This window comes from Pseudarthrobacter sp. SSS035 (assembly GCF_023273875.1).
GTDB lineage: Bacteria > Actinomycetota > Actinomycetes > Actinomycetales > Micrococcaceae > Arthrobacter.
Genome location: NZ_CP096882.1, coordinates 2387319 through 2413921, shown reverse-complemented (window position 1 = coordinate 2413921; position 26603 = coordinate 2387319). Strand labels below are relative to the sequence as shown.

Here is a 26603-nt window from a genome sequence, read left to right as displayed (position 1 = left end):
CGAACAGTCGCGCCGGGGACCGCCCCACCTCACCTACATCGTTCTTAGGGCGTGATCCGCGTGTTCAATTCCCCCGCAATTACCTGGGCTCTGACGGCCGTCCTGCTGCTCGGAGGCAGCCACTACGTGCTTCAGGCGGCAAAGTCCCGCCATCTCACAAACCGGGTGAACAACAGCCTCCATGCCCTCATGATGGTTCTGATGGCCGCCATGCTGTGGAACCTCGCCGCGTCGACCGTGCTGGCTCAGATCGCCATCCTCGCCGGTGCTGCCCTGTGGTTTGTGATCCAGGCGGTCGCCCGGCCGGAATTCAAACTGCTCTGCGCCGGCAGCCAGGGCCGGCTGAAATGCGTTTATCACAGCTTCACCATGGGTGCTGCTGCACTCATGATCGCGATGATGGGTCATGCCGCCACCGCCGGCCATGACATCGCCCCCGCAACTGCAATGCCGGCGTCGAACGCCCATCACGGAACAGCTTCTGCAGTCCACAGCACGGCAGCACCAGGATTGGATCACTCAGCTGACCTGGCGATCCCGCTGACGGTATTCTTCGCAGCTGCGGCGGTTGTTTTCATTGTCCTTTTGCTGCGCTACCGGGCCACAATACCCGCTCACCACAGCGCTTACATTCCCAAGCCCTCCCGCCGCGCGGAACACGGACTCGAAGCACTCGGCGCCGCTGTCATGGCCCTGATGTTTGCCACGATGTCGGCATAACGGACCTTTTGCGCTGATGAAAGCTTTGGCGAGGAAGCCGTCCAATCTCGGGAAGAGGCCATGAACCCGCTTGCCTTGAGCCTCATAGAACTCGGGGCAGTGGTGTTCTCCCTCGGCCTGTTGGCCAGACTGGCCGAACGGATCGGAATGTCGCCCATCCCCCTCTATCTCCTTGGCGGCCTCGCCTTTGGCACAGGCGGGATTGTTGAGCTTGAAGGCATGAAGCAATCCGCGCACCTTTTTGGGGAGATCGGCGTCATTCTGCTGTTGCTTGTGCTCGGGCTGGAATATACGGCGTCCGAGCTTTTCACCGGACTGCGAAGATCGTGGCGGGCCGGTCTCCTTGACCTCGTCCTGAACTTCCTGCCGGGGGCAGCACTTGCCCTGTTCCTGAACTGGGGGTTCGTGGGTGCCATGGTGATGGGCGGCGCAACCTACATCTCGTCATCAGGCATCGCGGCGAAGGTGATCACTGATTTGGGCTGGCTGGGCAACCGCGAAACCCGGGTGGTGATCTCCATCCTTGTGTTTGAAGACCTGACCATGGTCATCTACCTTCCCGTCCTCACCAGCATTCTTGCCGGCGTCAGTTTCGTCAGCGGACTCACCACGGTGGGCATTGCGCTGGCGGTGGTGAGTGTGGTCCTGCTGGTTGCGCTGCGCCACGGACACCGGGTCTCCAAGGCTGTCCAAAGCGAGAACTCAGAGGTGTTCCTCCTGAACGTCCTGGGCGCGGCGCTGCTCGTAGCCGGCGTGGCATCAGCCATGCTCGTGTCAGCGGCAGTTGGAGCCTTTTTGCTCGGCATCGCGATCTCCGGTGCCACATCGCACAATGCCGCGCGTATTCTGGCACCGCTCCGGGACCTTTTTGCCGCGATCTTCTTTGTGGCGTTCGGCCTGAACACCGACCCTGCCTCCATTCCACCGGTCCTTGGCTGGGCACTCGCCCTCGCTGTTGTCACCACGGCCAGCAAAATGGCGACCGGTATCTGGGCTGCGAAGCGTGAGGGCATTGCCCGGCCCGGCCGTCTGCGTGCCGGAGCGGCGCTTGTGGCCCGCGGGGAATTCTCGATCGTTATTGCCGGACTGGCAGTGGCATCCGGTGCCGTCACCCAAGAACTGGCGGCCATGGCTACTGCCTATGTGCTGATCATGGCCGTGGTTGGCCCATTGGCCGCGCGCTACGTCGAACCGCTGGTGGAAATCGTGCTGTCCGCAGAGGGCGTCGTTACGAAAGTCTAGCTGTGGTGCGTTCGACGGCGCGCGCGAACCAGAGGGAGTGTCTGTGGCAGCCAACGGGAAGGCCGAAAACCGGTTTTGCCGTCGGCGTCTCCGGCTCGGGCGTCAAATTGTCAGCTGACGCCTGCGCCAGCGCCAGAATGCGGTTTCGGTTCGGACGCCTCGTGTTTCCGCGCCGCCTGGTCGAGAGCTTCCAACACCCGCGCGTTGGCTCCCGCGTCCGTGAGATCGTAGCGGAGCGGCCTACCGTTTAGGACGCTGTCGGCGAAATGTTCGCCCATCCGGACGAAATGGTTTTCGCCTTTGAACTCGTGATGGATAGTGTCCTGCCCGAAGTGATGCTCCTCCAGGACCGAATCCTCCTCCAACAGCCCAAAAGGATTGTCGAGGTAGAGTCGGCCCTCGGTGCCCGTGATTTCCAGGAAATTGCGGCGCTCGAGGTTCACTCCGGTATCAAAAAGCGCGGTGGCGCTGCCGGGAAAGCGCAGCATGCCAGCAATGCTGGCATCAATGAGACCTCCGTCGTTGGCGTCGCGGTAGTTGCCAAAGGCGGTGACCCGGGCCGGCTCCTGCCCCACGACCATCCGACTCACATTGACGCAGTAACACCCTGTGTCGAAAAGTGCGCCGCCGCCGAGGCCGGCATACCAGCGGATATTGTCGTCGCCGCCCGCATCGAAGGAGTGACCGACGTGGAGAAATGTCAATTTGCCCACCGTACCGGCCGCGAGCAGCTCTTGCAGCTTTTCGAAACGCGGGTGAAAACGGTACATGAATCCTTCTAAGACTTTGAGCCCGGTCTCGTCGGCCTTGCGCGAAATCTCCTCGCACTCGGCGGCGCTCATTGCCAAGGGTTTTTCACAGAGGACGTGCTTGCCTGCGTCTAAGGATTTCAGAATCCATTCGAGGTGAAGTGAGTTCGGCAGCGGAATGTAGACAGCGTCGATGTCCGGCGAAGCGAGCAGCGCCTCGTAAGAGCCGAACGCCTGTGGGACGCCGTGCTTGTTGGCGTACTCCCTTGCCTTTTCCTCGGTGCGGGAAGCAATACCTACTACCTCACCGTTTTTCGTTTTCTGCAACGCCGTAATTGTCTTGCGGACGATGTGGGCGGTGCCGAGGACGCCCCAACGCAGCTTCTCGCTCATTGAACTCTCCTTTTCTAGTACCTGCCCCGTTTGAGGAGGGTTCTGCACACCTACTGCGGTTCATTCCTGACCGAACGCCCCTATCCAGCCGTCGTAAACACGATTTCCGGCGCAGAACGCGGTGTCATGAGCGGGTGGGCTGCCCACCAGGCGGCGCACGCTGCGCGCCAGCTGTTGAGGTCGTTTTCACGGCCGTTGATGCTTACCGTCGATCCCGATGCCCGGGCCACTGCCGCGCCACAGGAGTAGGCCCCGTCGTCGGCCGTGATCGCGGGGTACTCCACGTAGAGTTCGCCCAGAGAACGAATCACGTAGTTCGGACGCTCGTCCAAGCGTGCAGCCAGCGCCGTTTGGACCGAGTCCACGCCCGTGAGGACGAGAACCGTGGCCATGCCTGCGCGGTTTCCGCCGAGGATGTCGGTGTCCAGGCGGTCGCCGACCACGAGAGCGCGCTCGACGCCGGAGTGGCGCGCCGCCGTCTCGAAGAGGGCTGCTTCTGGTTTTCCCGCTACTAGGGGCGACTTGCCGGTGGCAGCGGCAACCGCGGCCACCAATGACCCGTTACCCGGAGCGAACCCCCGCTCCTGGGGAAGGGTCATGTCCATGTTTGTCGCTACCCAAGTGGCACCTGCTGTGACCGCGTAGGCGGCTTCTGCCAGGTCCTTCCAGCCGAGGGCAGGGGAAAATCCCTGGATGACTGCGTCTGGCCGATCATCCGAGCTTGACACGACGACGAGCCCTTGCGCCCTGACGGAGTCTGCGAGGATCTGACTGCCCACGACGAGCACAGCCGCGCCTGCGGCCATCTTGGCGGCCAGCAGCTGTGCACCGGCCAGCGCGGATCCGAAGACCTGCTCGGCGGTGGCAGGTGCTCCTAATTCCCGGAGGTGGGTGGCAACCTCCTCTGGTGAGCGCGACGCGTTGTTAGTCACGTATGCCAGGCTCTTGCCCTCACCTTCGAGCTTATCGAGTGCGTTGGTAGCGCCGTCGATCGCCCTCGGCCCGGTATACACGACGCCGTCAAGGTCCGCCAGCACTCCATCAAAGCCGTCAATTAACCGCATGCTCATTTGATACCTCATCTTCCGCTGGTGTTGATGACCGGCTTGCACTCTTGTGCGGCGCCAGTAACGAAGGCTAATAAACCGGCTGCGCCGGCCCGATGCGTGCAAGGCACAGACTCCGCCACGCTCAGGAATGAAAATCGGATCGCGAACGGCCGAGCCAGGCCGCGCAATATCCTGACCTGGCTCGGCAGCGGTCCGTGTCAGGCCGAGAAAATCACAAAGAATTTCCTGATCCGTTCCTGGATCTCCCATGTCCCCTGCCAACCGATGGGGAAGACGGCGGCGGTTCCGGCCTCCAACGTGATCGGTCCAGCGCCATCCTGGGTGACCACCATGCGGCCTTCAAGGACATGAATCGCTTCGCCGCGCTCCAGGAATTCCCACCGAGAGAGGCCTGGGTCGGCTTCCCAGACTCCAGAGAGGATGCGGGAGTCGTCGCTGGTAAAGGGAATGGCAATTCGCGTTGGTATCTCGTCGCCGAGCACTTCGGCCAACGGGGGGCCGAGCAGGGATTTGTCTAGGTCCCCAGCGAAGAGCTCGCTGGGCTGGAAAGTTACGCTCATTTGATTTTGCCTTTCTGCTGCTACTCGCCGGCAATGTCTCCGGCTGGCTGGCGGGTGACCAGATAGAGGCACTGTAGCCCAGCCCGTTCGGGTAGGGAAGTGACCGCCTTCCGCCCCGGCGCGCCGCCCAGACTACCCAATAGGGTAGTCAGAACCATCCCGAAATAGCGTTTCCCCTATCCGCAAATGACAGGACGATGGAGGCTAGGCCAAGCTCCAACAGATCCGACCCATTGCGAAAGGAAGCCCGATGCAACAACTCCCAGATTCCTGCCTTGATACGTGGATGGGCCGGGAGGCCCTTGCCGAGGCCATGATTCCGGTGATCGGCCGGCTGTACCGCGAAAACAACGTGGTGACCAGCATCCACGGCCGCAGCCTGATCAACAAGTCCACCATGGGCATCCTCAAGGCGCACCGCTTCGCGCGTCGGATCAGCAATGACGAGCTGCTCCCGGGGGAAACCGCCCCGCTGCTGAACACCCTCGCCGGCCTGGACCTGGGCGCCGCAGCCATCGACATCGCCCGCCTCAACCAGAAGTTCAAGGAAGAGGGCGGCGGGGCAACCCTGGAAGAGTTCCTCCGCGCCGAACTCGCCGACGTCGTCGGCCGGCGCGGCGCTGATGACCGCGCCAGCACCGACGTCGTGCTCTACGGCTTTGGCCGCATCGGCCGCCTGCTGGCGCGCCTCCTCATCGAAAAGGCAGGCGGCGGCCACGGCCTGCGCCTGCGCGCCATCGTGGTGCGCCGCGGCTCCGACAACGACCTCACCAAGCGCGCCAGCCTCCTGCGCCGCGACTCGGTCCACGGCTCCTTCGAGGGCACCATCCGCGTCAATGAGGAAGCCGGCACCATTACCGCCAACGGCGTGCAGGTCCAGGTCATCTACTCTGACAACCCCGCCACGATCGACTACACCGCCTACGGCATCCACAACGCTCTCGTGGTGGACAACACGGGCCGCTGGCGCGACGTTGAAGGGCTGTCCCAGCACCTGTTGAGCAAGGGCGTGGCCCGCGTGCTCCTGACCGCTCCGGGCAAGGGCGAGCTGAAGAACATCGTGCATGGGATTAACCACGGCACCATCCTGGACTCGGACAAGATCGTGTCCACGGCGTCCTGCACCACCAACGCCATCACGCCGGTCCTGAAAGCCATCAACGACAGGTTCGGCGTGGTCCACGGGCACGTGGAGACCGTGCACTCGTTCACCAATGACCAGAACCTGATCGACAACTTTCACAAGGGCGACCGCCGCGGCCGCTCCGCCGCGCTGAACATGGTGATCACCGAAACCGGAGCGGCCACTGCTGTGGCGAAGGCACTGCCGGAACTGCTGGGCAAGCTCACCGGCAGCTCAATCCGCGTTCCTACCCCGGACGTCAGCCTGGCCATCCTCAACCTGAGCCTGGAGAACGGCACCACCAAGGATGAGGTCAACAGCTTCCTCCGCGATATGTCGCTGCACTCGGACTTGCGCAAGCAGATCGACTACATGGACTCGCCCGACGTGGTCTCGACGGACTTCGTCGGCTCCCGCCATGCCGGCATTGTTGATAGCCTCGCGACCATCTCCAATGACAAAAACCTCGTCCTCTACGTCTGGTACGACAACGAGTTCGGCTACAGCTGCCAGGTGGTCCGGGTCATGGAAGAGATGGCCGGCGTCAACCGGCCGTCCTTCCCCGCGCGGGATGTCGTTCAGGAGGCCATGTCGGTGCTTGCCGCGCTGAAATCGGCCTAGCGCGATCCTCCCCCACCAGCAGCATTCGAGGGGAGGGAGCGGACGAACCTCACTCGCCTTGACGACGGAATTTAGGGAGACTCAATGTGCATTGTTGATCCCCCTACGGCTGAGAAGCCGCCTTTCACGGCACCGTCGCAGTCCCCAGCAGGAGTTTCGCCATGAAACGGCACGTGACCCTCAGGCTTGTACTGTGTGGCGCACCTTGAATCTGCAACAGGTTTATGCCGTACCGCGTACCACCCTCAACACTTCCAGGTGCGTCAGTGTGGCGCACTGCCTGTAAATCCTCTCGCAGAATTTGAGCCGAACATGAAAATTGGAATCCTCACCAGCGGTGGCGACTGCCCCGGACTGAACGCTGTCATCCGCGGCGCCGTACTTAAAGGCATCACCGTCCATGGCCACGAGTTTGTCGGGTTCCTGGACGGCTGGCGGGGCGTGGTTGAGGGCGACATCATCGATATCCCCCGCACCATGGTCCGCGGCATCGCCAAGCAGGGTGGCACGATCCTGGGCACGTCCCGCACCAATCCCTTCGAAAACGGCGGCGGCCCCGCAGTCATCAAGGACCATATGGATCGCCTGGGCATCGACGCCATCATTGCCATCGGCGGCGAAGGGACCCTTGCCGCCGCAAAGCGGCTGACCGACGCAGGGCTGAAGATCGTGGGCGTCCCCAAGACCGTGGACAACGATCTTGACGCCACGGACTACACCTTCGGCTTCGACACCGCCGTGCAGATCGCCACCGAAGCAATCGACAGACTGCGCACCACGGCAGAATCCCACCACCGGTGCATGATCGCCGAGGTCATGGGCCGGCACGTGGGCTGGATTGCCCTGCACGCGGGCATGGCCGCAGGCGCCCACGCCATCCTGATCCCGGAGCAGAAGATCAGCATCGAACAGATCGCCCAGTGGGTGAAGGAAGCCCACGCCCGCGGGCGCGCACCGCTGGTAGTGGTGGCCGAGGGCTTTGTTCCGGACCACATGGAATCCCCGCACTCCGAGCGCGGCCTGGACACCTTCGGCCGGCCCCGCCTGGGCGGCATCGCGGACCAGTTGGTCCCGGAACTGGAAGCCCGGACCGGCATCGAGACCCGTGCCACGACCCTGGGGCACATCCAGCGCGGCGGCGTCCCGTCCGCGTTCGACCGTGTGCTCGCAACCCGTCTGGGAATGGCCGCGATCGACTCCGTGGTGGAGGGCTGCTGGGGCACAATGGTGGCGCTCAAGGGCACCGATATCGAGCACGTTGGCTTCGCGGAAGCGCTGGGCAAGCTGAAGACCGTGCCACAGGACCGCTACGAGGAAGCAGCGGTCCTGTTCGGCTGACCTCCTTTAGAACGTCTTTCCGGCGGAACCGAGCTGCTTGGTGGCCTCGACGATCCGGGCGGACAGGCCTGCCTCGGCGGAGGCGCCCCAGACACGGGGATCGTAGAGCTTCTTGTTGCCCATTTCGCCGTCGATCTTCAGGACGCCGTCGTAGTTGGCGAGCATGTGGCCGGCCACCGGACGGGTGAACGCGTACTGCGTGTCGGTGTCGATGTTCATCTTGATCACGCCGTAGGAAACGGCGTCAGCGATCTCCTGGTCCGAGGAACCCGAACCGCCGTGGAACACCAGATCAAACGGGCTGTCCTTGCCCAGCTTCGCGCCCACCTGCGCCTGGATGTCCTTCAGGATCTCCGGGCGCAGCTTCACCCCGCCCGGCTTGTACACGCCGTGCACGTTGCCGAACGTCAGGGCCGTCAGGTAGCGGCCGTTCTCGCCGGCACCGAGGGCTTCGATCGTGGCCAACGCGTCCTCGACCGTCGTGTAGAGCTTGTCGTTGATGGCGTTTTCCACGCCGTCTTCCTCACCGCCGACAATGCCGATTTCAACTTCGAGGATCATCTTCGCGGCGGCGGTGCGCTCCAGCAGCTCGCGGGCGATGCGCAGGTTGTCTTCAAGAGTCTCGTGCGAGCCGTCCCACATGTGGGAGTTGAAGATCGGGTTGCGGCCGGCCTTGACCTCGGCCTCGGACGCTGCGAGCAGCGGCAGGACAAAGCCGTCCAGCTTGTCCTTGGGGCAGTGGTCGGTGTGGAGGGCGATGTTGACGTTGTAGTTCTTGGCCACTTCGCGGGCGAACGCCGCGAAGCCGAGGGAACCGGCAACCATGTCCTTCGTGGCAGCACCGGACCAGTACGCGGCACCGCCGGTGGAAACCTGGACGATGCCGTCGGACTCGGCCTCGGCGAAGCCGCGCAGGGCGGCGTTCAGCGTCTGCGAGGAGGTGACGTTGACGGCCGGAAACGCGAAGCCGCCGGCCTTCGCGCGGTCGATCATCTCGGAGTAGATCTCTGGGGTTGCAATGGGCATGCTGACTCCTATGCTGAGTTTTCGTCTGTGAACGCGTCATAGCCCCGCCGCATGGGACGGAGCTATGACGTAGCCGGGGTTTTTACTCGGCCACCTCGCCGGTGGTTTCGTAGGTGGCGATCTTGCCGATGCGGCGTTCATGGCGCTCGGCATTACTAAACGGTTCTGCCAGGAATGCCTCGATCAGTTCGGTGGCCTCCTGCACGGTGTGCTGCCGCCCGCCCACTGCCACCACGTTGGCGTTGTTGTGTTCGCGGGCCAGCTTGGCCGTATCGAGGTTCCAGGCCAAGGCCGCGCGGACGCCCTTGACCTTGTTCGCGGCGATCTGCTCGCCGTTGCCCGAACCGCCCAGCACAATCCCGAGGGCGTCAATGCCTGCGGCCTGATCGGCCACGACGGCGGAGGCTGCCTTGATGCAGAACGACGGGTAGTCGTCCTCGGCATCATAGGCCGCCGGCCCGTGGTCCACCATCTCGTAGCCGTTGGCAGACAGTGCATTGATGAGGTGGGAGCTTAGCTCCATACCGGCGTGGTCGGTTCCGATGTGAACGCGCATGAGTGGTCCTTCAGACTGGTTGGGGTGCGATGTTGTTGAGGTGGAGAGCCGTTCGGCCGAAGGCGAGCTGGCCGTTCGCGCGCAGTGACTCGATGGCGTCCGCAGGAGACGGCTTGCCGTACACGGCTGACCCGGCCACAAAGACGTTGGCACCGGCCTCCGCGGCCCGAGTGATGGTTTCCTCCGTGATGCCGCCGTCCACCTGGATGGCCACGTTCACTCCTGAACCGTCAACCGCCGCGCGGGCACGGCGGATCTTGGGCAGCATGACATCCAGGAACGCCTGGCCGCCAAAGCCCGGCTCCACCGTCATGATCAACAGCATGTCCAGTTCGGGGAGCATGTCCAGGTACGGTTCCACCGGAGTGGCCGGACGCAGGGCCATGCCCGCCTTGGCCCCGCGTGCGCGAAGTTCGCGAGCGAGTTTGATGGGGGCGTCGGATGCCTCGACGTGGAATGTCACAGAGCTCACGCCGGCGTCGGCGTACAGCGGAGCCCAGCGGTCCACGTTGGCAATCATCAGGTGGGCGTCCAACGGGACGGGGCTGACCTTCTGCAGGCGTTCCACAACAGGCAGGCCGATGGTCAGATTTGGCACAAAGTGGTTGTCCATAACATCCACGTGCACGGCGTCGGCGTTGCTGATGCGGGCGAGTTCGGCCTCGAGATTGACGAAGTCGGCCGAGAGGATGCTGGGGTTGATGCAGCAGTTCAGAGGTGATGCGGACATGATGTCAGCCTTTCGGTAGCGGTCAGAGCTCGGGTCAGGATGCCTTCCGTGCGGTGGCGAGGGCGCCTTCGACGTCGGCCAGCAGTTCCTTCCAGCTGGCCACAAACTTGTCCAGGCCCTCCGATTCGAGGAGGGCAACCACCTCGTTGTAGGAGATGCCGAGGGCGTCCAGTGCGTACAGCACGCCCTTGGACTCGGCATAGGTGCCGGTGATGGTGTCACCGGTGACCACGCCGTGGTCGAACGTTGCGTCAAGCGTCTTCTCCGGCATGGTGTTGACGACGTCGGCGGCAGCCAGTCCGGTGACGTACAGGGTGTCGGGGTAGGCAGGGTCCTTCACACCGGTGGAGGCCCACAGCGGACGCTGCGTGCGTGCGCCGGCTTTGGTCAGAACTTCCCACCGTTCGGTCGAAAAGAGCTGCTCGTACACCTGGTAGGCCAGGCGGGCATTGGCTACGCCGGCCTTGCCCTTGAGTGCCTTGGCTTCGTCGGTGCCGAGGGCGTCGAGCCGTTTGTCGATCTCGCTGTCCACGCGGGAGACGAAGAACGAGGCGACCGAGTGGATCGTGGACAGGTCATGCCCGTTTTCCTTGGCCAGTTCCAGGCCGGATTGGAAGGCGTTGATGACGGCGCAGTAGCGGTCGAGGGAGAAGATCAGGGTCACGTTGACGCTGATGCCTTCGGCGAGGGTTGCGGTAATCGCTTCCAGGCCTTCGAGCGTCGCGGGGATCTTGATGAGGACGTTGTCCTTGTCCACCTTCTTGTAGAGGTTCTTGGCCTCGGCGATGGTGCCGGCCGTGTCCCAGGCGAGGCGCGGGTCAACTTCGATGGAGACACGGCCGTCCACTCCCTTGGTCGCAGCGGCGATCGGGGCGAACAGGTCGCAGGCGTCCGCGACGTCGGTGGTGGTGATCTCGAAGATGGTCTCCTCAACACCGGCGCCCTGGGCGGCGAGTTCTGCGATCTTTGCGTCGTAGTCCGAGCCGGAGGTGATCGCGGCCTGGAAGATGGACGGGTTGGTGGTCACGCCGACGACGTTCTTTTCGTCGATGAGCTTCTGGAGGCTTCCGCTGGCGAGACGCTCACGTGAGAGGTCGTCGAGCCAGATGGACACACCGGCGTCGGACAGCTGGGCGGTGGGGGTTGCGTTGGTCATGGCTTCTGCTTCTTCCTTCAAAAATTGTGGACTGGTGACGGTTCGCGGCGGCACCGCGGGACGCCCCCATAAGGCCGTCCCGCGGCGCCGCCGCAGTGCAGGGGAAAGGCTAGTTGCGGGCCGCGGCGAGGGAGTCCTTGGCAGCGGCGGCAACAGCCACCGCGGTAATGCCGAACTCCTGGAACAGGCGCTTGTAGTCGGCGGAAGCGCCATAGTGCTCGAGCGAGATGGAACGTCCGGCGTCGCCGACGAATTCCCTCCAGCCCAGGGCCAGCCCGGCCTCCACGGAGACCCGGGCCCTGACGGCAGCGGGGAGCACGGACTCGCGGTAAGCGGCGTCCTGCTTGTTGAACCACTCCACGCACGGCATGGAGACAACGCGGGCAGCGATGCCTTCAGCCTGGAGGGCTTCGCGGGCCTGGACAGCCAACTGGACCTCGGAGCCGGTGCCGATCAGGATCACGTCGGCCGGCACGGTGGCGCCGTCCTTCGATGCTTCAGCCAGGACGTAGCCGCCCTTGGCCACACCGGCCGGGGAAGCAAAAGTGTCGCCCTGTGCTGCACCATTACCGCGGGCGAAGGTGGGGACGTTCTGACGGGTCAGGACGATGCCGGCCGGGTTTTCGTGGTTCTCCAGCATGGTCTTCCACGCTATGCCCACCTCGTTCGCGTCACCGGGGCGGACCACGTCCAGGCCCACGATGGCGCGCAGGGTGGAGAGCTGCTCCACCGGCTGGTGGGTGGGGCCGTCCTCGCCCAGGCCGATGGAGTCATGCGACCATACGTAGATGGACGGGACACCCATGAGGGCGGAGAGGCGGATGGCGGGGCGCTGGTAGTCGCTGAAGATCAGGAATGTGCCCGAAAAAGCGCGGGTGCGGCCGTGCAGCGAGATGCCGTTCACGATCGAGGCCGCGGCGTGCTCGCGGATGCCGAAGTGCAGGACCCGACCGTACGGGTTGCCCTTCCACGTGTCCGTGGAGCGCGAGGCCGGGATGAACGACGGCGATCCCTCGATGGTGGTGTTGTTGGACTCCGCGAGGTCGGCCGAACCGCCCCACAGTTCCGGCATGACCGGGCCGATCGCGTTCAAGACCTTGCCGGACGCTGCGCGGGTGGAGACGTCCTTGCCTGCTTCGAAGACCGGCAGGACGGCGTCGAGTCCGGCTGGAAGCTTCTTGGCTTCGATCCGCTCCAACAACGCAGCGCCCTCAGGGTTGGCCGACTGCCACGCCTCGAAGGACCCGTCCCATTCGATGCGGGCAGCAGCACCGCGTTCGACGACGGCGCGGGCGTGCGCCAGGACGTCCTGGTCAACGTCGAAGGACTTGGCCGGATCGAAGCCCAGGACCTCCTTGAGGCCTGCCACTTCGTCGGCACCCAGGGCGGAACCGTGGATCTTGCCGGTGTTCTGCTTCTTCGGCGCCGGGTACCCGATGATGGTGCGCAGCGAGATGATGGACGGCTTGGAGGTCTCGGCCTTCGCGGCGAGCAGGGCCGAGTACAGCTCCTGGACGTCTTCGACATATTCGCCCGTCTCGGTCCAGTCAACGCGCTGGGTGTGCCAGCCGTACGCCTCGTAGCGCTTGAGGACGTCCTCGGTGAAGGAGATGTCGGTGTCGTCCTCGATGGAGATGTGGTTTTCGTCGTACACCACCACGAGGTTGCCCAGTTCCTGGTGGCCGGCCAGCGAGGAAGCCTCGGAGGTCACGCCTTCCTGGATGTCGCCGTCGGAAGCGATGACCCAGATGGTGTGGTCAAACGGGGACGTGCCCCCGGCAGCGTCGGCGTCGAACAGGCCGCGCATCCGGCGCTGCGAGTAGGCGAAGCCCACCGAGGAGGCCAGGCCCTGGCCCAGCGGGCCGGTGGTGATTTCGACGCCGGCGGTGTGCTTGTACTCGGGGTGGCCCGGCGTGAGGGAATCCCAGGTGCGTAGCGCCTTGAGGTCGTCCAGTTCCAGGCCGTAGCCGGACAGGAACAGCTGAATGTACAGGGTCAGCGAGGAGTGACCGGGAGACAGGATGAAACGGTCACGTCCCAGCCAGTCCGGGTCGCGGGGGTCGTGGCGCATCAGCTTCTGGAAGAGAAGGTAGGCGGCCGGTGCAAGGCTCATGGCCGTGCCGGGGTGGCCGTTGCCAACCTTCTCGACGGCGTCCGCAGCCAAAACACGGGCTGTGTCCACGGCGCGCTCGTCCGCGGGCGTCCAGTCGAGTGTTGCTGAATTTGTAGTGCCGGGGAGCATAACATTTGTTCTCGGGTTCACGGTTTGTCCTCTTGGATCTGGTCGGCCTGTAGCGGCCGGACGGATGCTTTCTGGTTGATATCCATGATTGCGAATCGAATGGGCAGGGGTAACACTGTTTTCTGACGGTTCTTACTACCCTTTTGGGTTGGTTGGACGCTTCCGCCCCGGTAAGCTGTTGGGATGAGTGCAGCCCCTGACCCATCCCTGAAGGAATCCACCATGCCTCTTCCAGACCTGCCGTGGCCGCTTTTGCAGAGCGTGGCAGCCTTGGCCGATGCCCCCCTGGCCCAGATAGCGGAGCGGTTGCGCGATGCCACACTCCCCTTCATGGGAGGCAGTGCGCTGGTCATCTTCACCGAAGACTGCACGGGGCGGCCGCAGAAAAAGGCGGGCGACGAAGAAATCATCTCCCGGGCCTCCATCGCCGAGCTTGACACGCTTCGCGCTGCCCTTTCGGATGAGGCACCCTGGTTTGGGGAAGCCGAGATCGCTGGCCGGACCCGGCCCGTCCTCGCCCTGAAGCACGCCTCCAGCAATGCCCTCCTGGTCCTCACGGATCCCGCCCCTGCCGATTCGGGACACAACTCCGGATTGGACCTGGTGACGTATCTCTGGCGCCTTACTGCCCGCCGGATCCGCGAGAAAGTGGCTGATGCGCCGCCGTCGTACCTGCTGGAATCTCGGGCGGCTTCCGCTGAGCGCCTCCGCGTGACGGCGGAACTGACCGATCTGCACTCCACCACCCTGGAGACCCTCCTGGCAGCCCTGCGTTCTTCCTCCTTGGAGGATGCAGCAGCCCGCTCAACCGTCACTGACCTCACCGCCAAGGCTTTAATCGGGCTCCGCACCCACAGCGACCGCACGACAGACCTGGTCAAAGAGCCCGTTGCCAAGGCTTTCGAACGACTGCGGGAGGACCTGCGGCCGCTCACACGCTACAGCGGCATCGAGATCGAATTTATCGAACCGCCGCTGAATGGAAGGGCGCTGCCCGGCGAAGTTGCCCACGCGGCACGGGCCATTGTCCGCGGACTTGTGCTGGCCATGACGGAACAGCCGGACGTCAGCAGGGTACGGACGCAGTGGGACTGCGATGGCGAAAACCTGCTGATCAACGTACGCGACGACGGCCGCGGTGCACTCGCCGCCGACGCGCCGAGCATCGCCCGCCTGGACCGCCGGGTCCAGGCGCTCACCGGACAGCTGCGGATCGACGTCATGCCGGGCTGGGGTGCAGACGTCTTCGTCACGCTCCCCTTGGACCTGCCGACACGCCCGTCCGGGGATGTCGCCGGATGGGACCTTGCCGCCCGGGAACTCGAGGTGCTCCAGCACCTTGTCGCCGGACACCGCAACAGGACCATCGCCTCAAAGCTGGGCATCAGCGAGAATACGGTCAAGTTCCACGTGCGAAACCTGTTCAAGAAGCTCGACGTCGGCTCACGCACCGAGGCCATCGCTCTGGCACACAGCCACGGACTCCGGTGACGGTGTAAACCCCGCTGACCGGCTAACGCAAGGAGGACGGCCCCGACTCCCATCGGAGACGGGGCCGCTATGCTGTGTGATCAGCTGGCAGTGGCAGCCGCCAGCGAAGCGGACTCCTCGGCGGCTTCCGGCTCCGCCACGTGCGGCACAAACCGGACGAACATGGCCTTGAAACCGGGGGTGTTGGATTCCCGCGCCACGTTCTCTTTATGAACCAGGGCGTTGGCCTCGGGGAAGTATGCCGCCGCGCAGCCCTTCGCCGTCGGGTAGGCCACCAGTCGGAACTTGTACGCCTGCCGGTCGTGCCCACGGAAGGTGCTGACCACGTCCACGAGGTCCCGGTCCTGGAAACCCAGTTCTGCCAGGTCTTCAGGGTGCACCAGAATCACCCGGCGCCCGCCCGAGATCCCCCGGTACCGGTCATCCAGGCCGTAGAACGTGGTGTTGTACTGGTCGTGGCTGCGGATGGTCTGGAGGACCAGATGGCCGTGGGGCGGAGACAGGTACTCGAGCGGGCTGACAGTAAAGCGGCCCCGGCCGATGTCCGTCTTAAAGGACCGGGTGTCGCGCGGCGGGTTGGGCAGCACAAAGCCGTTTTTGGTCCGGACCCTGGCATTGAAATCCTCGAAGCCGGGCAAAACGCGGGAGATGTGGTCACGGACCACGTCATAGTCCTCGGCCATCCCCTTCCAGTCCACGTGGTGATCCGGCCCGAAGGTCGCCTCTGCCATTCGCGCCACGATGACGGGTTCGGCGAGCAGGTGATCGGAGACCGACTGGAGTCTGCCCTGGGTGGAGTGGACCACGGACATGGAGTCCTCCACGGACAGGAACTGCGCACCCTTGGGGTGCTTGTCATCTTTGTCCGTCCGGCCCAGTGTGGGCAGGATCAGGGACGTGCGGCCGTGCACCACGTGGGACCGGTTGGGCTTGGTGGAGATGTGGACAGTCAGGCCGATCCGTTGCATGCCCGCCTCCAAGGTTTCTGTGTCCGAGCAGGCGAGGGAGAAGTTGCCGCCCATGGACACAAAAACGTCCACCTCGTCGCGCTCAAACGCCTCCATGGCTTCCACGGCATCGTGGCCGTGGTGCCGCGGGGACTCGATCGCGAACTCTTTGTCAAGTGCTTCGAGGAGCCATTCCTTGGGCTTTTCCCAGATGCCCATGGTCCGGTCGCCCTGGACGTTGGAGTGCCCGCGGACCGGGCAGGCCCCGGCGCCTGTCTTGCCGAAGTTGCCCTGCAGGAGCAAGACGTTGACCATTTCCTTGATGGTGTCCACGGAGTGCGGCTGCTGCGTCACGCCGAGGGCCCAGCAGAAGATGGTGGCCTTGGACCGGATCAGCATCCCAGCCACGGTCTCAATTTGTTCGCGGGATAGGCCGGTGGCCTTCTCGGTTTCCGCCCAGTCCAGTTCCTGGCGGGCGTCGCTGTAAGCGTCGAACCCGTCGGTTTGTGCGTCAATAAAGGACCGGTCGACGACGGTGCCCGGGTTGCGCTCTTCCTCCGCCAGAAGCAGGTGGCCGAGTGCCTGGAACAGTGCCAAGTCACCGCCGACCTTGATCTGCAGGTACTCGTCGGCGAGCGGCGTGCCGCCGCCCACAACACCGGAAACGGTCTGCGGATCCTTGAAGTTGAACAGCCCGGCTTCCGGCAGCGGGTTGACGGCTACCACCTTGCCGCCCTTGTCCTTGCATTCCTTCAGGGCTGACAGCATCCGGGGATGGTTGGTGCCGGGGTTCTGCCCGACCACAAAGATGAGTTCGGAGTCGTGGATGTCCTCCAGGGACACGGTGCCCTTGCCGATGCCGATGGTCGGGTTCAGCGCCGAGCCTGAGGACTCGTGGCACATGTTGGAACAGTCGGGCAGGTTGTTGGTGCCCAAGGCCCGCGCGAACAGCTGATACATAAACGCGGTTTCGTTGGCGGTGCGGCCCGAAGTGTAGAAGACGGACCGGTCCGGGGTGGAGGCCCGGATGTGTTCGCCGATCAGCTCGAAGGCTTCGGCCCAGGAGATCGGCGAGTAATGCGTGTCGCCCTCGCGGATCACTACCGGTTCGCTCAGCCGGCCCTGGTTGCCTAGCCAGTACTCCGTTTTCCCGGAGAGTTCGGCGATGGAGTGCCGGGCCCAGAACTCGGCCCCGACCGTGCGGAGGGTGTTCTCCTCGGCCACCGCTTTGACCCCGTTCTCGCAGAACTCGGCCGCTTTGCGCTTCGTGGCCGATTCCGGCCAGGCACAGCCGGGGCAGTCGAAGCCGCCCTGTTGGTTCAGCCGCAGCAGGGACTGCGCCGTGCGGGTCACCCCGGCCTGGGCCACCGCGCGCTCGAGGGCCACCATGACGGCCTTGACTCCGGCCGCTTCCGTTTTGGGCTTGTGGACTTCGAGGTTGTCCTCGTTGATGTCCGCGACGGGGGCGGGCTGCTTGCCGAACTTCATTGTTCCAACTTCCTTTGCGGCTCACGCCGTTCTTGTTCAAAACGCCCGTGAGGCGCGCCAGCTGTCCTGGCGCGCCTCAACGGGATCCTGCTGTTAAAGACCCTGCTCTATTGGGAAACCTTAGCCAGCGTTTCCCGTTCCGCACCAATAGTCGTGTTGTCGCCGTGGCCGGTACGGACCACGGTCTCCGGCGGGAGGGTGAGCAGCCGTTCCCGGATGGAGGTCAGGATGGTGGGGTAGTCGCTGTAGGAGCGTCCCGTCGCTCCCGGTCCACCGTTAAAGAGGGTGTCGCCGGTGAAGACCGTTCCCTCACTTTCGAGGTAGAAGCAGGTGGAGCCCGGGGAATGGCCCGGGGTGTGGATGGCCAACAGCGCGGTGCCGCCCACCTCGAACACGTCGCCTTCCCCGTGGTACCGGTCCGGTTCCGTATCAGGGTAGACCTGCTTCCAGAGGACCAGGTCCTCCGGGTTCAGGACGATCGGGGCGCCCACAGCAGCCGCGACCTCCCGCGCCGCGCCGATGTGGTCATTGTGCGCGTGGGTCAGCAGGATGGCCAGGACCTTCCGGCCACGGACCTGGTTGATGATCGCTGCCGCATCGTGCGGGGAATCGATGATCACACACTCATCATCGTTACCCACGATCCAGACGTTGTTGTCCACGTCCCAAGTGCCGCCGTCGAGCGAAAAAGTGCCCGAGGTGACCAGGTTTTCGATGGTGACTGTCATGAGAACTCCTTCAGTGTCTTTACTTCAACAACCGAGCGCAGGACCTTGCCCTCGTGCATCTTGGCGAAGGCTTCCTCCACCTGATCGATGGTGATCCGCTCGGTGACGAAGGCGTCCAGATCAAGGTTGCCCTGCTTGTACTGCGCCACGAGCATGGGGAAATCACGGGAGGGCAGGCAATCCCCGTACCAGGAGGACTTCAGCGAGCCGCCCCGGCCAAAGACGTCCAGCAGGGGCAGCTCAAGCTTCATGTCCGGCGTCGGGACACCCACCAGCACCACCCGGCCGGCGAGGTCGCGGGCGTAAAACGCCTGCTTGAACGTTTCGGGACGTCCGACGGCGTCAATCACCACGTCCGCTCCGTTACCTCCGGTGAGGGCCCGGATGGCCTCGATGGGATCGTCCTTGCTGGAATCCACGCCGTGGGTGGCCCCCAGGGTCTTGGCCATCTCCACCTTGTTGGCGTCGATGTCCACCGCGATGATGGTGGTGGCTCCGGCCAGCCTTGCGCCGGCGATCGCTGCGATGCCCACGCCGCCGCAGCCGATCACGGCCACGGATTCGCCGCGCTTGACCTCGCCCGTGTTAATGGCGGCACCGATGCCGGCCATCACGCCGCAGCCGAGCAGCCCGACGGCGGCGGCATCGGCGTCGTCATCCACTTTGGTGCACTGCCCGGCGGCTACCAGGGTCTTTTCCGCGAAGGCGCCGATGCCCAGCGCGGGAGAAAGCTCTGTGCCGTCCTCGAGCGTCATCTTCTGCGTCGCGTTGCGAGTGTTGAAACAGTACTGCGGCTGGCCCTTGGCACACGCACGGCATTCGCCGCACACGGCACGCCAGTTCAGGATCACGCGGTCGCCGGGAGCCACCTCGGTGACGCCGGAACCGACGGCGCTGACCACACCCGTGGCCTCGTGGCCCAGCAGGTAGGGGAACTCGTCGCCGATGCCGCCCTGCTTGTAGTGCAGGTCGGTGTGGCAGACCCCGCAGGTGAGAATGTCTACCAGCGCCTCCCCCGGCCCCGGATCCGGGACCAGGATAGTCTCCACCGAAACAGGGGCATTCTTCTCCCTGGCGATGACCGCTTTGACTTTGTGAACCATTATTTTGTGTTCCTTTCCTGGATCCGGGCGGATCCGGTGAGTCGAGGTCCCCTTAGACGGCGATCAGTGACAAGCGATCCCGGTTACGTTCTGGCTCCCCGCTGCAGGTGAATGTCACGCTGCTGGCTTGATGCAGTCTGAAAGTACCAAGGCTGCGAACGGTTTCGCCGAAGACTTCGTCGGGGTCGAGGCGGCGGAGTTCTTCGGCGAGGCAGTCTTTGAGGCTGCGGCGTGGCAGGGAGATGCGTTGGGCGGGCTGTCCGGGCTGGGTAAGTTCAGCGACGGACAGTCCGGGGCGGAAGAGCTGCACGTCGCCGGTGTGGCGGGTGAGGCGGACCCGACGGATGCCGGTCCCGGCGGGGTCCGCGACAATCGTCACGGGCGCGTCCAGGGCCAGGGTCAGCCAGGCCGCGAGCAGGATCGTGGACGGGGAGTCGGAGGCGCCTTCGACGGCCACGGCGGTCACGGGCGAGGAGTCCACCTGGTCCAGGACCGCCGCGAGCTGGATCCGCCAGTTCGTCAGCCGGGTCCACGCGAGGTCGGTGTCCCCGGCCTTGTAGGTCGCCCGGATGTTCTCCAACGCCATTTGAGGGTCAGTTTCGTTCGCGGAATCGGTGATCCGGCGGTGCGCGATCCGGCCCACGGAGGTTTCGCAGGCGTTCTCCGGTGCCCCGTGCGGCCACCAGGCCACGATCGGGGCGTCCGGGAGGAGCAGCGCCGCGACCAGGGATTCGCTTTCGTGGGCGAGTTCGCCGTAGCCGCGGAGCACAATGACCTCGGACGCGCCGGCGTCACCGCCGACCCGGATCTGCGCGTCGAGCCGGTTCGGAGCCTCAGAGCCGGCGTCGGCGAGGACGATGATCCGGCAAGGGTGTTCGCGGCTGGCCTCGTTCGCGGCCTCGATCGCTTCTTCCTCGAGCCCGGACCGGGTCACGACCACGAGGGTCAGGACCCGGCCGAGTGCGATCACCCCGCCCTGCTCACGCAGGGCCATGATCTTCTTGGAGATCTTCGAGGTGGTGGTGTCCGGCAAATCTACAATCATGGCCTTCTCCAGGTTCGTCCGTCACGGGCCAGCAGCTCATCGGCCGAGGCAGGGCCCCAGGACCCCGGAGCATACGGCTCCGGCTGTTCTTTGAGCCCGGCCCAGTAGTCTTCAAAGGGGTCCAGGATCTTCCAGGACAACTCCACCTCCGCGTGCCGCGGGAACAGCGGCGGCTCGCCCAAAAGCACATCGAGGATCAGCCGTTCGTACGCTTCGGGGCTGGACTCGGTAAAGGAATGCCCGTAGCCGAAGTCCATCGTCACGTCCCGGACTTCCATCTGCGTGCCCGGGACCTTGGACCCGAACCGGATCGTCGCACCCTCATCGGGCTGGACCCGGATCACCACGGCGTTCTGGCCGAAGTCATCCTCACCATGGTCACGGAACAACAGGTTCGGGGCGCGCTTGAACACCACCGCGATCTCAGTCACCCGACGGCCCAGCCGCTTGCCAGCGCGCAGGTAGAACGGCACACCGGCCCAGCGCCGGGTATGGATATCCACCCGGATCGCCGCGAACGTCTCCGTCGAAGAATCCGCCGGGATACCCTCTTCCTCCAGGTAGCCCTGGACCTGTTCCCCGCCCTGCCAGCCGCCCGCGAACTGCCCCCGCGCCGAATGCGTCGACAAATCCTCCGGGAGCTTCACCGCGGCGAGGACCTTTTCCTTCTCCGCCCGCAGATCATCGGCGTTGAAGGAAATCGGCTCCTCCATCGCGGTCAACGCCAGCAACTGCAGCAGATGGTTCTGGATCACGTCCCGGGCAGCACCCACACCGTCGTAATACCCTGCCCGGCCGCCCGTGCCGATGTCCTCGGCCATCGTGATCTGGACATGATCCACATAATTCGCGTTCCACAACGGCTCAAACAACTGGTTCGCAAACCGCAACGCCAGGATGTTCTGCACCGTCTCCTTACCCAGGTAATGATCGATCCGGAACACCGCATCCGGCGGGAACACCGACTCCACAATCTCGTTCAGCGCCCGGGCCGACTCCAGATCATGACCGAACGGCTTCTCGATCACCACCCGCCGCCACTTCTCACCCTCAGCCTGCGCCAGCCCATGCTTGGAAAGCTGCCGGCAGACCTGCTCAAACGCCTTCGGCGGAATCGAAAGGTAGAACGCATGATTCCCCCGCGTTCCACGGACCTCATCGAGCCCCGCGATCGTGTCACCCAACCGCTCAAACGAATCATCGTCGTCGAACTCGCCCCGGACAAAACGGATACCCTCAGACAGCTGGTTCCACACCGCCTCATCAAACGGTGTCCGCGAGTACGCCTTCACCGAGGCCTTCACCTCGGCCGCGAACTCCGCATCCGACCACGGCCGCCGACCGAAACCCACCAACGCGAAACTCGGCGGCAACAACCCCCGGTTCGCCAGGTCATACACGGCCGGCATGAGCTTCTTACGGGCAAGATCGCCGGTCACCCCGAAGAGCACCAACGACGACGGACCGGCAATCCGATTCAAACGACGGTCACGCGGATCCCTCAACGGGTTACGGCCTGGCTTATGCCCGGACCTCACACTTGAATCAACGTAAGTAACTGACATGGTTGCTTCTAACTTTCGACAAGGCAGTGCGGCAGTCGACCGACGGTCACGAGAGTATCTGCTCGCGGGTCTCCCCATAGGGAACGGTGTCGCTGAGTGCGAGGCTGTAGCGGCTGGGATCATGGCGGGTGACCAGAATGCCGGCATAGCATTGGGGCCTGGCTATTTGCCGGAGCGCGGCTTCTGCATCGTCGAGCAACTCGTAGAGTCGACCAGGCTCGGTAACGTGGACTTCCAAATGCTCGGCGGTCTGAGTGCGCATGATGAACAGGTTCCTTTCCAGGATGAGGGTCCCCCGAATGTGCCAACCCTCATCATTGAGGGTGTGATGTGTTCTTGGATCAAGTCGGTGTGACGGGATCGTCTTAGTTCTTCCACCGAACGCGTACTGCCCGCGGTGACGTTTCTCCGCGGGCAGTACAGGTAAGACATTCCGCGGCTGCAGGCCCCCAGAAGTAACAGGGTCCTGCAGCCCGGAGGTGGCTTCCCGCAGCTTTACGGGTGTGGGACGCCACCGTCACTCGGATGGTTAGACGATGGCAGCGCGGAGCTGCTTCGCTGCCAGTGCCGGGTCGGCCGCGCTGTAGATGCCGCCTCCGACGACGGCTACGTCAGCGCCGGCCTTCTGGACTGATTCGATGGTGGCGAGCTTCACGCCGCCTGCGACGGAGAACGGAACGCGCGCTTCTGCTCCGGCGCGGAGCAGTCCGGTCAGGTCGAAGCCGGGCAGGGCCTGCTCGTCGAGACCGGCGTGCATCTCCACGAACTTGGCACCCAGGGCGCGGGCTTCCTTGGCGCGGGTTACCTTGTCTGCCACGCCGATGAGGTCAACGACGATGCCCTTGTTGTGGGCTTTGGCTGCCTTGACGGCGCCGGCGATGGTGGAGTCGTCGGCGGTGCCGAGCACGGTGACCAGGTCGGCACCGGCCTTGAAAGCGATGTCGGCTTCGAGTTCTCCGGCGTCCATGGTCTTCATGTCAGCGAAGACGATCTTGTCCGGGTGGGCGTTCTTGACGGCGGTGACGGCGGAGAGGCCGGCAGCCTTGATCAAGGGGGTGCCGAGCTCGATGATGTCGACGTACTCGGCGACCTGACCGGCCAGTTCGAGGGCGGCTTCAGTGGTCAGGACGTCCATAGCAACTTGGAGTTTCATGGTGTTGTTTTCCTTCTGTTGGGAACTGCGGTGGGTGTGAAAAATTGTGGTTCGGTTATTCGAGGTTGGCGTGCCGGAGCCAGAGCTCTTCAGCCGGTACATCGGTGTTGTCCCACAGAGACTGGAAGAGTGCTTCCGTGGCGAGGAAAAGGACCTGTTCGAAGAGAGACCCCGAGTACTGGCGGGAAACGCTGGAGCCGTGGTCGGTCTTCTGGGCGGCGGGAATGATCACCACCGCGTCTGCGAGCCCAGCGAGCGGCGAACTCGGATTGGTGGTGAACGCCGCAATCCGCGCTCCGGCCTTCGCTGCTGTTTCCGCTGACTTGACCACTCCCGAGGTGGTTCCCGATCCGGAGGCCACCAGGAGCAGGTCACCGGAACTGATTGCGGGAGTGGTGGTGTCACCGGCGACATGGACATCCAGGCCCAGGTGCATCAGCCTCATGGCGGCCATACGCAGGACAAGCCCGCTTCGGCCCGCGCCGGCCACGAACACCCGGCCCGGGTGGCTGAGATGGCGGGCCACGTCAGCTACCTGCTGCTCGTCGATCTTGGCCGCTGTGTCCGCGATCTCGTCCCTGACGAGAGACAGATTGCGGACAATGTCACCGGTGGTGCTGTACCCGGTGAGCGTTGTACTTGCTGTCGGATTCACGATTTGTCCCTTCCCTTCGGTCGTCGGCCTGTGTCGGTCGAACGATGCTTTCTGGTTGATATCCATAATCCCGAAGCAAAAGGGCAGGGGTAACACTGTTTTCTGACGGTTCTAACTACACTTAAGGATTGGGCGTTGTCCCAGGCCGTCCGTTGAGGAAGCGTCCAACGCCGTGGTCCATGGACTGCCATGCCGGACGAGTGGCTCCTTAGAGGGACCGGTCCGCTGGAGCGCGGAGGCCTACCGTTCTGAAAGCCGCAGTTTTGAAGGATTTATTGCATAGACTCTGAAGAACGAGTTAAGTCCTTTAGGTCCTGTCCGGGCTGCTTGTTGTTGTCCTGACCCGTAGCCCATTCTCGGAGCGCAGACTTTTGGCCTCGCCGTCCTCATTCCAATCGCAGATATATCGGTCCTTGCCGGAAATCGAGAGGGCCGACGCAATTGTGGACAGGATTACCAAGGCCATTGGCCTCGGGCTGCTCAAAGTAGGTGAACGTCTGCCCCCGGAAGCGGCACTCTCGGAGATGTTTGGAGTTGGCGGCGCCACTCTTCGCGAAGCTTTGGGGGACCTGCGCGAGCGGGGAATCGTCGAGACTCGCAGAGGCCGGAGCGGGGGAACCTTCGTCGTCAGCCAGCCTCGTACGCAGACCGACACCATCCGGGATTGGTTCCTCTCGACGTCCATTTCGGAAATACGTGACATCGGAGACGAGCATTCCGCTATTGCAGCCACGACCGTCCGGCTGGCATGTGAGCGCGCGGAAGCACACGACGTCGACCGTCTTCAGGAACTTGCGCGAGCATTGGTTCTGGCCTCAACCCCCGAATTGCGTGCACCTGCTGACAGCCGCTTCCATATCGAGTTGGCAGTAGCCGCGCAATCACCGAGGCTTGCCAACGCCGAAATCCGGCTTCAGGAAGAAACAGTTCAGCAGCTATGGACCCCGCTCACGGTGGCATTTGACCCAGAACAGGCAACCGCTGAACACTTGGAATTGGTCCGGGCAGTCGCCCAGGACCAACCCGAGAAGGCCCAGAAACTGGTACTTGAGCACATCAGGCGAAACATTTTCCATCTGATTGACACGAAACTCACCCTCGGTTACGCCCGATCAATCCAGGATGGTCAATGAAGCCCGCCACTGAAGTCGTACAAGCTGCCAATGCCCTCACTTCGTGGATTAGCGGCGTCGCCATGGAGACTCAGAAACTCTCCAGGTCCGTTGCCTCGCTGCTTGAACAGAATCTCGCCGGCAAGTCCAAAATCGACAAGGCTGCCCTGGTCGGATTGGACGAACTCTCACGGCAGTTCCTGACGAATAACACTTTTGCTGTCGGCGCCGGGACCTTCTTCGCCACGGAATCCGTTGAGGAGGGCGGCCGACCTTGGGAATGGTGGTCCCGCAAGGAGTCCGGCGCCATCGGCAGGCTTGATTTTGACCTGACTCCAGGCAGCAGCCGATATTACAACTATGAGAAGCTACCGTTCTTTTCAACCGCCGCGTCCACAGGTGAGCAGACCTTTTGGGGGCCGTATGTCGACTATCTCGGCTTCGAGGAATACATCCTTACGTTCGCGGCTCCGTTTTCCGTCCACGGGAACTTTGCCGGCGTAGCCGCATGCGATATTCGGATCAAGGACCTGGAACCCCTCATCATGCCAACCCTGCGAGCCATCCCAGGCGATGCCGCCCTCATCAACGCCAGCAACCGCGTCGTTCTCGGCAACTCTGGCAGGTACTTGGTTGGCGAGCGGATCAAATCCGGATCTCCAGACCAACATCGGTTGGATTTGGATGTTCCCCACCTGGGGCTGTCCTTGATCTATACCCCCTAGCCTCGGACCTCCTGAAGTAGGCAGTGGATCGTTGTTATAGTTCGCGCTCTGGTGTGCCGGCCTCAATACATGGGACCGACAAAGTTGGCTGAGATCCGCAAGAAAACTGTTGCCATATAGCTTTAAGTCTGCAACCTTTGAAGTGATATACATCACAGCCGCCTCCGTTCCAGAGTCTGGATCGGAACATCCCAAGAAGCACCTCCACCAGGTGCACTCCACCCCCGGTCTGCCGTCGCACTCAACGCCAACGGCTCATTTACTGGCTTACAAGCCATCTGGATCGGACCCGGCACAGCTCTCCTTGCCTAAGGCAAGCGCTGCGATTCTTGCCCCCGCATGCTGACGCGAAAATTGAGCCCGGTCGGAAACCGACATTTAAAAAAGACTGGACTAGATGAATTTCGAGGCGTAGCTTTGCCCGTTAGGACGAACCTTCGTGACAGGCATCACACCGGCAGAACTCCGAGCAGAGCTCGGCTGGCCCTCTGGAAGTTGGAGGATGCCGGGTTCGCAGACGATCCCTCCCGGAGCCTCGGCCAGGGCCCTGACTTGAACTTCAGCAAGTCTCATATGCAGCAAAGATGAACAGCTCTGACAAAGATGAACAGCTCTTAGAAATCTTTGACGCCACTATTCATAGGAGAAATTATGGACACCGCATTCGTAGGAACACTCAGCAAGGCCGGCTCCATTCACAAAGTAGAAAACGGCTTCATCGGACTGCCTGAGATGAACGAACCCGGGTGTGATGCCGCCATCGGCGACTGCCTCTCCAACCCTGCCGGGTCGGTCATGTGCGCCGGATTCTTCGAACTGAAGGAGTCAGAACCGCTGGTGTACACGTACACCTACGACGAAACGAAGGTCGTCATCCAGGGTGAATTCATCCTCACCGACCAGGCCACAGGGGAAGTAACGCACGCCAGGGAACGAGACGTGCTGTTCTTCCCAAAGGGCACAACCGTCAAATTCGAGACGCCTGACTATGGTCTGGGGTTCTTCACCGGCCACCGTTCCTTCGCACCCTAAGACCCCACCATGCGTTCTGGGTCCAGGCCACCC

General features: G+C 63.4%; 24 protein-coding genes. 8 read left to right on the top strand and 16 right to left on the bottom strand.

The window, feature by feature from the left end; all coding sequences use genetic code 11:
• Nucleotides 1–60: 60 nt before the first annotated feature.
• Nucleotides 61–720, top strand: coding sequence for a DUF5134 domain-containing protein (locus MUN23_RS11140; protein ID WP_248763872.1), 660 nt, complete (start codon nucleotides 61–63; stop codon nucleotides 718–720).
• A 60-nt stretch (nucleotides 721–780) separates the two neighbouring features.
• Nucleotides 781–1962 (top strand): cation:proton antiporter, encoded by a 1182-nt coding sequence (locus MUN23_RS11135; protein ID WP_248763871.1) that lies wholly within the window; start codon nucleotides 781–783, stop codon nucleotides 1960–1962.
• Nucleotides 1963–2072: 110 nt separating this feature from the next.
• On the opposite strand, the gene MUN23_RS11130 is transcribed toward MUN23_RS11135, so the two are convergent.
• The 3 genes from MUN23_RS11130 to MUN23_RS11120 form a co-directional block, all read right to left on the bottom strand.
• Nucleotides 2073–3104: a Gfo/Idh/MocA family protein gene (locus MUN23_RS11130; protein WP_058931082.1), complete on the bottom strand. Its 1032-nt coding sequence runs from the start codon at nucleotides 3102–3104 to the stop codon at nucleotides 2073–2075.
• An 80-nt stretch (nucleotides 3105–3184) separates the two neighbouring features.
• Nucleotides 3185–4174, bottom strand: a complete 990-nt coding sequence (locus tag MUN23_RS11125) for an HAD-IIA family hydrolase (protein WP_248763870.1) — start codon at nucleotides 4172–4174, stop codon at nucleotides 3185–3187.
• 197 nt (nucleotides 4175–4371) lie between these two features.
• Nucleotides 4372–4734 carry a cupin domain-containing protein gene (locus tag MUN23_RS11120; protein WP_248763869.1) on the bottom strand — a complete coding sequence of 121 codons (363 nt, stop codon included), beginning with the start codon at nucleotides 4732–4734 and terminating at the stop codon, nucleotides 4372–4374.
• Nucleotides 4735–4984: 250 nt separating this feature from the next.
• On the opposite strand from MUN23_RS11120, the gene MUN23_RS11115 reads away from it, so the two are divergent.
• Together MUN23_RS11115 and MUN23_RS11110 are read left to right on the top strand one after the other, a co-directional pair.
• Nucleotides 4985–6478: a glyceraldehyde-3-phosphate dehydrogenase gene (locus tag MUN23_RS11115; RefSeq protein ID WP_256468739.1), complete on the top strand. Its 1494-nt coding sequence runs from the start codon at nucleotides 4985–4987 to the stop codon at nucleotides 6476–6478.
• 312 nt (nucleotides 6479–6790) lie between these two features.
• Nucleotides 6791–7816 carry an ATP-dependent 6-phosphofructokinase gene (locus tag MUN23_RS11110; RefSeq protein ID WP_248763868.1) on the top strand — a complete coding sequence of 342 codons (1026 nt, stop codon included), beginning with the start codon at nucleotides 6791–6793 and terminating at the stop codon, nucleotides 7814–7816.
• Nucleotides 7817–7822: 6 nt separating this feature from the next.
• Here the strand turns inward: MUN23_RS11110 and fbaA are convergent, their stop codons facing one another.
• The 5 genes from fbaA to tkt all read right to left on the bottom strand — a co-directional run bounded on the left by fbaA (nucleotide 7823) and on the right by tkt (nucleotide 13526).
• On the bottom strand, nucleotides 7823–8842 hold the full coding sequence (fbaA, locus tag MUN23_RS11105; protein WP_248763867.1) for a class II fructose-bisphosphate aldolase: 1020 nt from the start codon (nucleotides 8840–8842) through the stop codon (nucleotides 7823–7825).
• Between the two features lie 82 nt (nucleotides 8843–8924).
• Nucleotides 8925–9398 carry a ribose-5-phosphate isomerase gene (locus tag MUN23_RS11100; RefSeq protein ID WP_058931076.1) on the bottom strand — a complete coding sequence of 158 codons (474 nt, stop codon included), beginning with the start codon at nucleotides 9396–9398 and terminating at the stop codon, nucleotides 8925–8927.
• Nucleotides 9399–9408: 10 nt separating this feature from the next.
• Nucleotides 9409–10128 carry a ribulose-phosphate 3-epimerase gene (gene rpe / locus MUN23_RS11095; protein ID WP_058931075.1) on the bottom strand — a complete coding sequence of 240 codons (720 nt, stop codon included), beginning with the start codon at nucleotides 10126–10128 and terminating at the stop codon, nucleotides 9409–9411.
• Between the two features lie 34 nt (nucleotides 10129–10162).
• Entirely contained in the window at nucleotides 10163–11284 is a 1122-nt protein-coding gene (tal, locus tag MUN23_RS11090; protein ID WP_058931074.1) for a transaldolase, read from the bottom strand.
• A gap of 109 nt (nucleotides 11285–11393) precedes the next feature.
• Nucleotides 11394–13526, bottom strand: a complete 2133-nt coding sequence (tkt, locus tag MUN23_RS11085; protein WP_248764057.1) for a transketolase — start codon at nucleotides 13524–13526, stop codon at nucleotides 11394–11396.
• Between the two features lie 222 nt (nucleotides 13527–13748).
• On the opposite strand from tkt, the gene MUN23_RS11080 reads away from it, so the two are divergent.
• Entirely contained in the window at nucleotides 13749–15017 is a 1269-nt protein-coding gene (locus MUN23_RS11080) for a response regulator transcription factor family protein (protein ID WP_058931071.1), read from the top strand.
• Nucleotides 15018–15097: 80 nt separating this feature from the next.
• On the opposite strand, the gene MUN23_RS11075 is transcribed toward MUN23_RS11080, so the two are convergent.
• The 8 genes from MUN23_RS11075 to hxlB all read right to left on the bottom strand — a co-directional run bounded on the left by MUN23_RS11075 (nucleotide 15098) and on the right by hxlB (nucleotide 23701).
• Nucleotides 15098–17452, bottom strand: coding sequence for an FdhF/YdeP family oxidoreductase (locus tag MUN23_RS11075; protein ID WP_248763866.1), 2355 nt, complete (start codon nucleotides 17450–17452; stop codon nucleotides 15098–15100).
• A 107-nt stretch (nucleotides 17453–17559) separates the two neighbouring features.
• Nucleotides 17560–18180 carry an MBL fold metallo-hydrolase gene (locus MUN23_RS11070; protein WP_248763865.1) on the bottom strand — a complete coding sequence of 207 codons (621 nt, stop codon included), beginning with the start codon at nucleotides 18178–18180 and terminating at the stop codon, nucleotides 17560–17562.
• Nucleotides 18177–19283, bottom strand: coding sequence for an S-(hydroxymethyl)mycothiol dehydrogenase (locus MUN23_RS11065; RefSeq protein WP_248763864.1), 1107 nt, complete (start codon nucleotides 19281–19283; stop codon nucleotides 18177–18179). The genes MUN23_RS11070 and MUN23_RS11065 overlap by 4 nt, the downstream gene beginning before the upstream one ends.
• Before the next feature lie 52 nt (nucleotides 19284–19335).
• Entirely contained in the window at nucleotides 19336–20328 is a 993-nt protein-coding gene (locus tag MUN23_RS11060) for a glucose-6-phosphate dehydrogenase assembly protein OpcA (RefSeq protein WP_248763863.1), read from the bottom strand.
• A complete protein-coding gene (gene zwf, locus MUN23_RS11055; protein ID WP_248763862.1) occupies nucleotides 20325–21893 on the bottom strand; it encodes a glucose-6-phosphate dehydrogenase in 1569 nt (522 codons plus the stop codon). The genes MUN23_RS11060 and zwf overlap by 4 nt, the downstream gene beginning before the upstream one ends.
• A gap of 46 nt (nucleotides 21894–21939) precedes the next feature.
• A complete protein-coding gene (locus MUN23_RS11050) occupies nucleotides 21940–22155 on the bottom strand; it encodes a hypothetical protein (protein ID WP_248763861.1) in 216 nt (71 codons plus the stop codon).
• 267 nt (nucleotides 22156–22422) lie between these two features.
• A complete protein-coding gene (hxlA, locus tag MUN23_RS11045; protein WP_058931065.1) occupies nucleotides 22423–23046 on the bottom strand; it encodes a 3-hexulose-6-phosphate synthase in 624 nt (207 codons plus the stop codon).
• Nucleotides 23047–23101: 55 nt separating this feature from the next.
• Entirely contained in the window at nucleotides 23102–23701 is a 600-nt protein-coding gene (gene hxlB, locus MUN23_RS11040; RefSeq protein WP_058932918.1) for a 6-phospho-3-hexuloisomerase, read from the bottom strand.
• Between the two features lie 413 nt (nucleotides 23702–24114).
• Here hxlB and MUN23_RS11035 point away from each other — a divergent pair, with 413 nt between their 5' ends.
• The 3 genes from MUN23_RS11035 (at nucleotide 24115) to MUN23_RS11025 (ending at nucleotide 26570) form a co-directional block, all read left to right on the top strand.
• Nucleotides 24115–24834, top strand: a complete 720-nt coding sequence (locus MUN23_RS11035) for a FadR/GntR family transcriptional regulator (RefSeq protein ID WP_248763860.1) — start codon at nucleotides 24115–24117, stop codon at nucleotides 24832–24834.
• Entirely contained in the window at nucleotides 24831–25538 is a 708-nt protein-coding gene (locus MUN23_RS11030; RefSeq protein WP_058931063.1) for a cache domain-containing protein, read from the top strand. Before MUN23_RS11035 ends, MUN23_RS11030 begins: the two co-directional genes overlap by 4 nt.
• A 651-nt stretch (nucleotides 25539–26189) precedes the next feature.
• Nucleotides 26190–26570, top strand: a complete 381-nt coding sequence (locus MUN23_RS11025; protein WP_248763859.1) for a cupin domain-containing protein — start codon at nucleotides 26190–26192, stop codon at nucleotides 26568–26570.
• The last annotated feature ends 33 nt before the right edge of the window (nucleotides 26571–26603 follow it).